Annotated in this window: 14 protein-coding genes; 5 read left to right on the top strand and 9 right to left on the bottom strand. The window is 57.6% G+C overall.

The annotated features are described in order from the left end of the window. Positions 1–38 precede the first annotated feature (38 nt). The gene (ypfM, locus tag SP68_RS27740) at positions 39–98 is read right to left on the bottom strand and encodes a protein YpfM (RefSeq protein ID WP_100181659.1); all 60 of its coding nucleotides are present in this window, start codon (positions 96–98) and stop codon (positions 39–41) included. Between the two features lie 365 nt (positions 99–463). On the opposite strand from ypfM, the gene SP68_RS06615 reads away from it, so the two are divergent. From SP68_RS06615 to SP68_RS06605, 3 genes are read left to right on the top strand one after another with little or no spacing between them, the layout of a single operon-like run. Beyond that, positions 464–817 (top strand): ArsC family reductase, encoded by a 354-nt coding sequence (locus SP68_RS06615; RefSeq protein ID WP_008803838.1) that lies wholly within the window; start codon positions 464–466, stop codon positions 815–817. Between the two features lie 3 nt (positions 818–820). Next, positions 821–1948 carry a succinyl-diaminopimelate desuccinylase gene (gene dapE, locus SP68_RS06610; RefSeq protein ID WP_012540914.1) on the top strand — a complete coding sequence of 376 codons (1128 nt, stop codon included), beginning with the start codon at positions 821–823 and terminating at the stop codon, positions 1946–1948. Between the two features lie 26 nt (positions 1949–1974). Further along, positions 1975–2178 carry a YpfN family protein gene (locus tag SP68_RS06605; RefSeq protein ID WP_002913768.1) on the top strand — a complete coding sequence of 68 codons (204 nt, stop codon included), beginning with the start codon at positions 1975–1977 and terminating at the stop codon, positions 2176–2178. A gap of 48 nt (positions 2179–2226) precedes the next feature. Here SP68_RS06605 and ypfH read toward each other — a convergent pair whose 3' ends face one another. The 6 genes from ypfH to dapA form a co-directional block, all read right to left on the bottom strand. Beyond that, a complete protein-coding gene (gene ypfH, locus SP68_RS06600) occupies positions 2227–2922 on the bottom strand; it encodes an esterase (protein ID WP_008803836.1) in 696 nt (231 codons plus the stop codon). Between the two features lie 76 nt (positions 2923–2998). Further along, a complete protein-coding gene (locus tag SP68_RS06595) occupies positions 2999–5002 on the bottom strand; it encodes a tRNA(Met) cytidine acetyltransferase TmcA (protein ID WP_022064635.1) in 2004 nt (667 codons plus the stop codon). A 9-nt stretch (positions 5003–5011) separates the two neighbouring features. Further along, positions 5012–5887, bottom strand: a complete 876-nt coding sequence (ypfJ, locus tag SP68_RS06590; protein WP_012540912.1) for a KPN_02809 family neutral zinc metallopeptidase — start codon at positions 5885–5887, stop codon at positions 5012–5014. 119 nt (positions 5888–6006) lie between these two features. Beyond that, on the bottom strand, positions 6007–6720 hold the full coding sequence (gene purC, locus SP68_RS06585; protein WP_002913801.1) for a phosphoribosylaminoimidazolesuccinocarboxamide synthase: 714 nt from the start codon (positions 6718–6720) through the stop codon (positions 6007–6009). A 228-nt stretch (positions 6721–6948) separates the two neighbouring features. Further along, positions 6949–7983 (bottom strand): outer membrane protein assembly factor BamC, encoded by a 1035-nt coding sequence (gene bamC / locus SP68_RS06580; protein ID WP_008803834.1) that lies wholly within the window; start codon positions 7981–7983, stop codon positions 6949–6951. 16 nt (positions 7984–7999) lie between these two features. Next, complete coding sequence (dapA, locus tag SP68_RS06575) at positions 8000–8878, bottom strand: 4-hydroxy-tetrahydrodipicolinate synthase (RefSeq protein ID WP_002913803.1); 879 nt, start codon at positions 8876–8878, stop codon at positions 8000–8002. Between the two features lie 153 nt (positions 8879–9031). Between dapA and SP68_RS06570 the strand changes: the two genes are divergently transcribed. Together SP68_RS06570 and bcp are read left to right on the top strand one after the other, a co-directional pair. Continuing rightward, complete coding sequence (locus SP68_RS06570) at positions 9032–9598, top strand: glycine cleavage system transcriptional repressor (RefSeq protein WP_002913804.1); 567 nt, start codon at positions 9032–9034, stop codon at positions 9596–9598. 3 nt (positions 9599–9601) lie between these two features. Beyond that, positions 9602–10072, top strand: coding sequence for a thioredoxin-dependent thiol peroxidase (gene bcp, locus SP68_RS06565; RefSeq protein WP_008803833.1), 471 nt, complete (start codon positions 9602–9604; stop codon positions 10070–10072). A gap of 60 nt (positions 10073–10132) precedes the next feature. Here the strand turns inward: bcp and SP68_RS06560 are convergent, their stop codons facing one another. Both SP68_RS06560 and SP68_RS28195 read right to left on the bottom strand, forming a co-directional pair. Further along, a complete protein-coding gene (locus tag SP68_RS06560) occupies positions 10133–11197 on the bottom strand; it encodes an AI-2E family transporter (RefSeq protein ID WP_012540911.1) in 1065 nt (354 codons plus the stop codon). Positions 11198–11251: 54 nt separating this feature from the next. After that, positions 11252–11368 (bottom strand): hypothetical protein, encoded by a 117-nt coding sequence (locus SP68_RS28195; RefSeq protein ID WP_012540910.1) that lies wholly within the window; start codon positions 11366–11368, stop codon positions 11252–11254. Positions 11369–11410: the final 42 nt, after the last annotated feature.

Below are 11410 nucleotides of genomic sequence, written 5' to 3'. Positions count from 1 at the left end.
TTTACTTCGCGTTATTCCCCTGCTCACATTGCGGAAATTTATTTACGAAGCATGCCTTCAATAAAATCTTTCCAGTTCCCCAGTTCATGTTCAATCATAATAGCCTCTCTTATTATTATGGTCGATTCTATATAACTTCATTGCTGATGGGAAGTTGGGCTCCCCTATTGCTCTGATTGTCTTGTGGACGTCTGACAGAGATAAAACCTCTGGTTGCCGCCACTATGCCGTTTCGTATGTAAAAATTATGTGACGCAGAGCACTCTCAGGCAACATTTTCGCAATATTGTTAATAGCCTCACATCACTTCCGCGAATGAGCAAAATTTCACCACGCCGTCAATTGAATGAGATACCCGGTAAAAAGTTATATTTATTCATCTGAATCACGTATTATTTCAGTAAGACTTATATATTCGGAAATATCTGAGTTAACCGCTTAATTGAATGTGAAAGGTTTATCTATGCTCACCATGTACGGAATTAAAAACTGCGATACCATTAAAAAAGCCCGTCGCTGGCTGGAAGCGCATCAGATTGCGTATCAGTTTCATGACTACCGCGCCGATGGCCTTGACCGCGCGCAACTGGATACCTTTATTGCCGAACTGGGCTGGCAGGCGCTGCTGAACACCCGCGGCACCACCTGGCGCAAACTCGACGAGTCGCTGCGCAACAGCATCGATAATGCCGACGCCGCCGCCGCATTGATGCTGGAAATGCCGGCGATTATCAAACGCCCATTGCTCTGTGCGCCCGGTCGTCCTATGCTGCTGGGTTTTAGTGAAGCAAGTTATCAGCAGTTTAACGAGGTATAGTCTATGTCTTGCCCGGTCATTGAGCTGGCTCAGCAGCTTATTCGCCGCCCTTCCCTTAGCCCCGATGATGCGGGATGCCAGGCGTTAATGATTGAACGCCTGCGTGCGATCGGCTTTACCGTTGAACCGATGGATTTCGGCGATACACAGAATTTCTGGGCCTGGCGCGGCCACGGCGAGACGCTGGCCTTCGCCGGCCACACCGACGTGGTCCCGGCAGGCGACGCCGACCGCTGGATCAACCCCCCGTTCGAACCGACCATCCGCGACGGCATGCTGTTCGGCCGCGGCGCAGCTGATATGAAAGGCTCGCTGGCGGCGATGGTGGTGGCGGCGGAACGTTTTGTCGCGCAGTACCCGAATCATCGCGGCAGACTGGCGTTCTTGATCACCTCAGATGAAGAGGCCAGCGCCAAAAACGGCACCGTCAAAGTGGTGGAAACTCTGATGGCGCGTAACGAACGTCTGGACTACTGTCTGGTCGGCGAACCCTCCAGTACCGAGGTGGTCGGCGATGTGGTGAAAAACGGCCGCCGCGGCTCGCTGACCTGCAACCTGACCATTCACGGCGTGCAGGGCCATGTTGCCTATCCGCACCTTGCCGATAACCCTGTCCATCGCGCGGCGCCGATGCTGGCGGAGCTGGTCAATATCGAGTGGGATAAAGGCAATGAATTTTTCCCGCCAACCAGCATGCAGATCGCCAACGTACAGTCCGGTACCGGCAGCAACAACGTGATCCCCGGCGATATGTTCGTCCAGTTCAACTTCCGCTTCAGTACGGAACTGACGGACGAGATGATCAAAGCCCGCGTGGTCTCCCTGCTGGAAAAATACCAGCTGCGTTACAGCGTGGAGTGGTGGCTCTCCGGCCAGCCGTTCCTCACCGGGCGCGGTAAACTGGTGGATGCGGTGGTGAGCGCAATTGAGCACTATAATGAGATCAAACCGCAGCTGTTGACCAACGGCGGCACCTCTGACGGTCGGTTTATCGCCCGCATGGGGGCGCAGGTGGTTGAGTTGGGCCCCGTGAACGCAACCATTCACAAAATTAATGAATGTGTGAACGCCGCCGACCTGCAGCTGCTGGCACGGATGTATCAACGCGTAATGGAACAGCTGGTCGCCTGACGAATTGACGTAAAGAGGAAGCGCGCATGGAATGGCTTATTAAACACTGGTGGATTCTGGTTCTGGTCTTTTTGGTGGGGGTGATTATCAACGTGATCAAAGATCTGAACCGCGTTGACCACAAAAAATTCCTTAACAACAAACCCGATCTGCCGCCGCACCGCGATTTTAACGATAAATGGGACGATGACGACGACTGGCCGAAGCACGACCAGTCGAAGAAACCGTAAGTTTGCCTTTATCGCGGTACTGCCCGCCTGTAACCCCGTCCGCCGGGGTTACAGCATTTCGATGATATCGTCCCCTTTTGGCGTACTGCCGCTCAGCGCCTCATCAAAATAGTGCTTCGGCACGGTATAACGCAGACGCTCGATGGCAAACTGCATGCTGCGATCGTCAATGGCATGCCCCAGATCGTCAACAATATCTAAGGTCACGTCGCCGCCCGCCTGCTGTAATGCCTCCTGAGCCGACACCGCCCACGCCAGGTCGATAACCCGATCTTCCCCCCCGTGGATCAGATGAATGGTGGTGGCCGTCGTTGCCGTCATCGGCAGCGTCGCGTAGCGGCCATTAAAGGCGATCACTCTTGAAGCCAGATCTGGCGCCGCTTTGATACTCTCCAGCGACATAATCGCCCCCTGAGAGAAACCGATCAGCGCGGTGGCCAGTGGACTGACGCCGCTTTTCTCCTGCCAGTAGCGCACAATGTCAATGAAGGTCGGCATAATGGCATCGATGCGCTGCTGACGATTCTCTTCCGTCACTCCCTGCACCGAAAACCACTGCCGACCGTTGGGACCGCAAGGTTCGACCCCGCCGATGCTGACAATTAGCGCATCGGGAAACTGCGGCGCGAACCAGCTGCCGATTTGCCCCATAGAGACCGGGTTATCACCCACACCATGAAACAGCAGCAACAGCTGTTGCGCAGGCGTCGCAGGGCTTTGAACAATAAAATGATCGTGTTTCATGGCTGTCTCCTTAGTGTATGCGGGCAGTTTACGCCGCTCGCCAGATATGACCATGTCATTTAACTGAATGAGTTAGTTAAAATAATTGCAGATGCGCCACCTGCTGACGCAGCGCCTCAGCACGCGCTGCATCGAGGAAGCGCAAGGCGTCAGCGGCCTCAACACGCCATCTCGCCAGCAGGGCTTTACGCCCCGTCAGCCGCAGCGCAGCACACAGCGCGGCTTCCTCTTCCCCCTGCAGACGTCCGCGCAGAGCCGGCAACGGCATGTCGGCCTGCATCAGCAGGCGGTTGAGGCAGCCCAGCGCCGCGGCCAGCGGGCGATGGGCGAAAGCAAAGCTCGCCGCTTCCAGCCAGTCCTCATCACTAAGCATAGCGTCTGCGACGGCCGGCAGCGGCGCGGATTCGTCCCGCCACGGGCGAAGCCAATATTCATCCCGCAGCAGCCGCTGCGTCTCCCGCTGCGCGAGCTGGTGCCCCGCCGCAGTCAGCGGGAACAGAGCCATCGCGGTATAGCAGCCGCTGCTGGCCTCGCGATGGGTTCCCAGCCGCACGAGGATAAACCCGCAGCGTTGCCAGAAGCGCCACAGCTCAGGGGTATAGCCGAAGCTGACGGACAGATAGTCATAGCCTGCGGCATCGGCGGCGATACTGGCGATCATCTTCTGCCCGAGACCATCGCGCTGACGGGCAGGATGGACAGCGATCCGACTGACCCGCAGCCCGGACAGCGTCGCCGCCAGGGGACTGCCGCCATGCGCCGCCAGCGACTGGGCGACCAGATTCCCGCGCGGCCGGCGAAACCCTGCCCACACCGCCCGGCTAAGTTCGGGAGAAAGTCCCCCCTCGGCCACCAGCCATAGCGCGCCCGCCACCGCGCCGCTGGCGCGAGCGCAGCGAAAAGCCTGGCCGGGGGCATCCATCATGCGCCGCAGATCGAGCGGGGAAGTCCGGTAGTGCGCCCCGGACAATAGCTGGTACATCGCCTCCGGTAGCGCTGGCTGCGATTGCCAGCAGGACTGATTAACCGCTTCCAGCACCACCTCCCCCGTCGGCGCGTCGCGAAATGCCTCATCGTTAAAGATCAGCAACTGACGGATGGCTGACTCCAGCGGACAGCCCGCCGCCCAGCGGATCGGGGCGCTCAGGCTGAATGACTGCAGACGGGGCAGGCTGGCGCAAAATTTCAGCAGGAATCCGCGACCGGTGCCTTCATAACCCTGCACCGTCGTGGTGAGTAGCGTGCGGGGAAAACGGCTCACCAGCTGCCGGAGAAGCGGAGCCGGGATCGACGCGGCCTCATCGACAATCAGCCAGGCCGCCGTTTCTTGCGACGCCAACAGCGCATCGGGCGCCATAAAGCGGAACGCCTCGCCGGCAAAGCTCGCCAGCACCTCGACGGCGCTACGCGTTGGGGCGGTGACGATGGCCTCGCCCCCAAGCTGGCGCAGCAGCATGCCCGCGAGAGCGGATTTCCCTCGCCCGCGCTCTGCCGTCACCGCCGCGATACCGGGCGGCAGCCGCAACAGTTGCTCAAGGATTAGCGCCTGCTCGGCCTGGGGGTGGCCATCGGCGGGATGCCAGTCAGGGCGGGGGGCGGCCAGCGGGAAGCGCGGCCGGTCCGACTGCTGCCAGAGCAGCACCTCCGGATCGGCGATAAACTGCCGGCAGCAGCGGTGAACAAAGTTGGGGGTAACGATAGGGTCGGGAGTATCGCTCCAGCGCAGGGAGTCCTCATCCGCCCGGGTCGGCCAGTCGGCGAAGGGGGGCGTCAGCAGCACCAGCCAGCTTCCCGCCCGCAGCGTACCGCTCAGGGCCGCCAGGGCCGCCACGTCACACCCGCGCCGGGCATCGAAAAAGGCGTGCATCACTTCCCGCCCCAGCAGCGTCTTCAGGGCGCCAGGCGCCACGCAGGGCGCAGAAACCGGATCGGAGCCTACCCACAGACCATCGCCGCCGAGCCGCTCCCGTAGCGCCTGCGCCTGCTGCAGCGTCCAGGCCTCATCGCCGCTGAGCACCAGCAGGCGACGGATCCCCTCCCGCGCCATCTGCGCGGTGAGGTCAAGCAGCGCGTCCATCATCGGTGGCGATTACAGCGCGCTGCCGAAGGTATTGCACTGCGCCGGATCGCCGCTGTCGAAACCGCGTTTGAACCAGGTGTAGCGCTGTTTTGACGTGCCGTGGGTAAAGCTGTCCGGTACCACGCGCCCCTGGCTCTGCTGCTGCAGACGGTCGTCGCCGATGGCTTCGGCAGCGTTCAGCGCCTCCTGCAGATCGCCGGTTTCCAGAATATCCTGCTGCTGCATATTATGGCCCCAGACGCCGGCGAAGCAGTCCGCCTGCAGCTCCATCTTCACCGACAGACGGTTGGCTTCGGCCTCGGTGGCATGCTGCTGTTGCTGGCGAACTTTCGGCTCAATGCCCAGCAGTTTTTGCACGTGGTGGCCCACCTCATGAGCAATGACGTACCCCTGAGCAAAGTCGCCGTCGGCGCCCAGTTTATTTTTCATCTCATCGTAGAAGGACAGGTCGATATAGACCGTGCTGTCGGCAGGACAGTAGAACGGCCCCATCACCGACTGACCGGTGCCGCAGCCGGTACGGGTCGCGCCGCGGTAGAGCACCAGTTTTGGCTGGGGGTACTGGCGGCCCATCTTTTCAAAGATCGGTCCCCAGGTATCTTCGGTGGTGGCCAGAATGACGGAAGTAAACTTCGCCGCTTCATCGTCTTTCGGACTGATGGAGCGCTGCGTGGAGGTCTGCTGCTGCGGCATCGGCTCCCCGGTCAGCATGCCGGTCAAATCCACGCCGTAGTAGCCCGCCACCAGCACAATAATCAGCAGTACAATGCCGCCCTTCCCGCTCGGCAGACGGAAACCGCCGCCCCCGCTGCCGCCAAACGGCGAGCCTGATTGACCACGTCGATCTTCAACATTGTCGCTTTCGCGACGCCCTTGCCAGCGCATAAGCACCTCATTCCCTGTTATGTATCAATAGCAGAGATCGTAGGCGGTTCAGCGCAGGATTACCACAGGAAACAGCAAGAGACGCCAGAAGATGAGGCCATCTTCTGGCGGCGGGCGGGTTAGTCGAGCTTAACGCCCAGGCGGTGAGCCACTTCTTCGTAGGCTTCGATCAGGCCGCCAAGGCTCTGGCGGAAGCGGTCTTTGTCCATTTTATCGAGGGTGTTTTTATCCCACAGACGGCTGCCGTCCGGCGAAAACTCGTCGCCCAGCACCACTTCGCCTTTGAACAGACCAAACTCCAGCTTAAAGTCCACCAGAATCAGACCGGCGTCATCGAACAGCTTTTTCAGCACGTCGTTGGCTTTGTAGGTCAGCTCGCGCATCCGCGCCAGATTCTCTTTGCTCACCCAGCCGAAGGTTTCGCAGTAGGAGTCGTTGACCATCGGATCGTGCATAGCATCGTTTTTCAGGAACAGGTCGAACAGCGGCGGGTTCAGCTCGATACCTTCTTCAATGCCTAAACGTTTTACCAGCGAGCCTGCCGCACGGTTACGCACCACGCACTCTACCGGCACCATATCCAGTTTTTTCACCAGACATTCGGTATCGGAAAGCAGCGCTTCCATCTGGGTAGGGATGCCCGCTTCTGCCAGTTTGCTCATAATGAAATGGTTGAACTTGTTATTCACCATGCCTTTACGATCGAACTGCTCGATGCGCGCGCCATCACCTGCTGACGTATCGTTACGGAATTCCAGTACCAGCAGGTCCGGATTATCGGTGCTGTATACTGTCTTCGCCTTACCACGATACAACTCAGCTTGCTTTTTCATCTTTCACTACTCCAGTGATATTGAGCCTAAAAATACGTTTCCACCTATACACAAAATCATTCAAAGTGCATCGAGGCGGCAACTGAGCGAATCCCCAGGAGCTTACAAAAGTAAGTGACTGGGGTGAACGAAGGCGGCCAACAAAGAGGCAATTTGAAGGATGATGTGTATACGCACACGTTTGCGTCACTATATATTAAAAGGGCCGGATTGCTCCAGCCCTTTTGATTACTTGTTAAATGCGGCCTGGAATACGGCTACCAGGGCGTCATTTTGCGACTGCGTCAGAGTGTGACCTTTCGGGTCGATGAACTGCAGGCTACTGCGGTTATCGAGGTCACCGACCTGCAGTTTGTAGTCACCGGAGGCCAGCTGCGGGTCACGTGCGCCCAGCTCCTGCCAGCTGCTGTCAGACAGCGGCTTGTAGGTCAGCGCCATGCTGCCCTGAGAGCGCGTGCTGTCGGTCACTTTCATTCCCACTTTTTCGAGGGCGCCCGGCAGACGTTGCCACACCATGTTAAACGGCGCGCGAACGACAAGCATCGGCAGGCCGGTGTCATCGGCAGCGCTCTGCACGTCGAAGGTGGCGCCAGCACTGCGCTGGGCCGCGTTCTGGGCGCTGGTGGCGCTCGCATCAAGGCCTTCAGAAATGACGTTCAGCATGGCGGTGCTGTAGCGCTGCAGTGACGCCGGATCGGCAACCGGTTTACCCGCCTGCTCCAGATTCACCAGCTTAACGACCACCGCTTGCTGATAGCCCTGCGGTTTGACGGAGATTTGATAACGACCGCGATACTGCTGATCTTCATCAAGGCGGTTCCACTCAACCCAGTCGGTGTTCAGCGTCTGGCTCGCATCATCGCGTTTCGCGATAACGTAGTTCTTCGACTGAAGGATACTGGTGACCTGCGCCCACAGCGAGCCGCTGCGGCCGTTCTCAACCATCAGCGTCGCGGTATCGCCATTAAACTGGGTCCGCGCACCGCTGACCAACGCCAGCGGCTGCGCCGGCGGGCGAATGTCCAGCGCTTTGCCCACCGCGCCGGTGCTGTTGGCCACCGGAATGTTGTAATCGCCCACCTGAATCGGCAGGATCATCCCCGCCGGCGCGTGAAGTTCGCTCAACGGTGACGCCTGTAAATAGGCCTCATCACCGCTCACCTGACGCTTATAGCGCGAGTCGGAACTACAGGCCGCGAGGAGTAGAACCAGCGAAACACCCGCAACCTTCGCCAGGCGCGACTTCTGTACTGAGTAAGCCATCAAATCTCCCTAAACTTTACAGCAAACCGGCATGCTTCAGCGCGGCGGTGACGGCTTCACGACCATGGTCGGTGATGGGCGTCATCGGCAAGCGCAGCGTATCGGTCGCCACAAGACCCAACGCCTTGCATCCCCATTTCACCGGGATAGGATTGGGTTCGACAAATAATTTTGTATGCAGTGGCATCAGACGCTGATTAATCGCACGCGCTTCGGCAAATTGACCCGCCAGCGCCAGACGGCACATGTCGGCCATTTCGCGCGCCGCCACGTTGGCGGTGACGGAAATCACGCCCACGCCGCCGAGCTGCATGAAGTCCATACCGGTCGCATCGTCACCGCTCAGCAGAATAAAGTCGTCTGAAACCAGCTCTTTGATCTGGTGAACGCGACTTAAGTTCCCTGTAGCTTCCTTAATACCGACAATATTTTTAATTTCCGCCAGACGGCCAACGGTTTCCGGCAGCATATCGCAACCGGTACGGGACGGCACATTATACAGAATTTGCGGCAGGTCAGTATGTTCAGCGATAGCTTTAAAGTGCTGGAACAGGCCTTCCTGGGTCGGGCGGTTATAATAAGGAGTGACCGTCAGGCAGCCGACAACACCGCTGTCGTTAAAACGTTTGGTCAGGCTAATCGCCTCTGCGGTTGCATTGGCTCCCGTGCCAGCGATAACTGGAATACGCCCGTCGGCCAGTTCCAGCGTCATCATCACTACGTCGCCATGCTCTTCATGGCTCAGCGTTGCGGATTCACCGGTAGTCCCTACCGAAACGATCGCCGAGGTTCCGTTGGCGACATGGTAATCAATCAGTTTTTTCAGGCTTGTCCGGCAGACATTACCGTTTTCATCCATCGGCGTGACAAGCGCTACAATACTTCCCGTGAACATGGGCCATCCTCAGAGCAGAAGTGCGACAAGATTCTCAATGTTACGTTTGGAGCTGCAATAAAAGCAAGAGACCCGACGCCATCAGGGATGTTGTATGGCGGTTTTTTTTATGCTTTCCTAATGTTACCTCACCTTTTTAAAGGAAGAACAGGTTTGACAGCCTCATTACAACACTATCTGGTTATTACCGCCCTGGGGGCTGACCGTCCCGGCATCGTGAATACGATCACTCGCCACGTCAGCAGCTGCGGTTGTAATATCGAAGACAGCCGGCTGGCCATGCTCGGTGATGAGTTTACGTTTATCATGCTGCTTTCCGGGTCGTGGAATGCGATTAACCTGATCGAATCAACCCTGCCGCTGAAAGGTGCGGAGCTGGAATTGTTGATCGTGATGAAACGCACCACTGCGCGCCCGCCGCAGGCCATGCCAAACACCGTTTGGGTCCAGGTTGAGGTGCCGGACTCACCGCATATCATCGAGCGCTTCACTGCCCTGTGCGATACCTGGAATATGAATATTGCGGAACTGGTGTCCCGCACTCAGCCGGGAGACGGCGATTCCGCGCAGCTTTTTATCCAGATAACTGCCCACAGTCCTGCGACGCAAAATGCAGCAAATATCGAACAAGCGTTCAAAGCCCTATGTACAGAACTGAACGCACAAGGCAGTATTAACATCGTTAATTATTCACAGCATGATGAACAGGATGGAGTTTAACCCATGACCCCACTGAAAGCCGGTGATATCGCACCGAAATTTAGCTTACCGGACCAGGACGGCGAGGAAGTAAATTTAACCGACTTCCAGGGACAACGTGTCCTGGTTTATTTTTACCCGAAAGCCATGACCCCGGGCTGCACCGTCCAGGCGTGCGGCTTGCGTGATAATATGGACGACCTGAAGAAAGCCGGTGTAGAAGTGCTGGGCATCAGCACCGATAAACCGGAAAAGCTCTCCCGTTTCGCCGAGAAAGAGCTGCTGAACTTCACGCTGCTGTCTGATGAAAACCATCAGGTTTGCGAGCAGTTTGGCGTCTGGGGCGAAAAATCCTTCATGGGGAAAACCTACGACGGTATTCACCGTATTAGTTTCCTCGTCGATGCCGATGGCAAAATCGAACACGTCTTTGATGACTTCAAGACCAGCAATCACCACGACGTGGTGCTGAACTGGCTGAAAGAAAACGCCTGATGCAGAGCAAGACGCCGGGGGAGGAGATCCTCACCCGGCGTCTTTTTTATCCCGAACACGTCAGTCGTCGTCAACCACCAGGCCATCCGGCCAGGCATGCACTACCGCTTTAATCAGCGTGGCCAGCGGAATGGCGAAGAAGACGCCCCAGAACCCCCACAACCCGCCAAAGATCACCACCGACAGGATAATCACCAGCGGGTGTAAATTGACCGCTTCCGAGAACAGCACCGGGACCAGCAGGTTGCCGTCCAGCCCCTGAATAATCAGATAGACCGCGAACAGGCTCCAGAACTCAGTGCCAGCGCCAAACTGAAACAGCGCCACCCCCACCACCGGAATGGTCACCACAAACGCGCCGATATAGGGGATCAGCACCGAGAAGCCCACCAGCACCGCCAGCAGCAGCGAGTAGTTGAGGCCAAAGAGAATAAAGCCGATCCAGGTGGCGACGCTGACAACAATCATCTCCAGCACCTTGCCGCGAATGTAGTTGGTGATCTGCTGATTCATCTCCTTCCAGACCTGCCCGGCAAGGCCACGATTACGCGGCAGTACGCGGCGCACCGCGTTGAGCATCTGCTCTTTATCCTTCAACAGGAAGAAGACCATCAGCGGCACCAGCACCAAATAGACCGCCAGGGTAAGCAGCCCCACCAGCGAGGCCAGAGAGTACTTCACTACCGAGTCGCCCACCGTCAACATCCGATTGCGCATATTTTCCGCCATCGCATCGATGATGCCGGCATCCATTAACGCCGGATAGCGCCGCGGCAGCGTAGCGGCAAAATCAGAGAGTTTGTTGAGCATACCCGGCATATCGCGGATGAGATAGATCCCCTGCTGCCAGGCCACCGGCATCACCACAAAGGCCAGCAATAGCAGGATGCCCACAAAGAGGATCAGCACCAGCGAGGTCGCCCAGGTGCGCGACAGGCCAATCCGTTCCAGACGAACCGTCGGCCACTCCAGCAGATAGGCCAGTACGATAGCCACCAGTAACGGCGCTAACAGACCGCTGAAAAAGAACATGATGCCGAAACCGGCAAGCAAAATAACCAGCAGCGCTATCGCCTCAGGGTCGCTGAATCGACGGCGGTACCACTGCATTAACATCTCAAGCATAAAACCTTCCCTGAAGGGCCAAGCGGCGACAATCCGGGGAATTGTATCGAAATGTCACAAAAAAGACTTCGCTTTTTGATGCGCCGCAGACAAACCGTTCTCCGCCGTGAAGATCATATTTTCAAGGCGGCCAACGCCAGCTAAACTCGCTGGGATGCGGCCAGGGAACATTGCGTCGCACAATCGGTCAAACTGGCACACCCACATTACAGG

Origin of the sequence: Klebsiella variicola, assembly GCF_000828055.2 — a bacterium.
GTDB classification, from domain to species: Bacteria; Pseudomonadota; Gammaproteobacteria; order Enterobacterales; family Enterobacteriaceae; genus Klebsiella; species Klebsiella variicola.
Note: the sequence above shows the minus strand (reverse complement) of the source record. Positions and strands in the feature narration are given on the sequence as shown.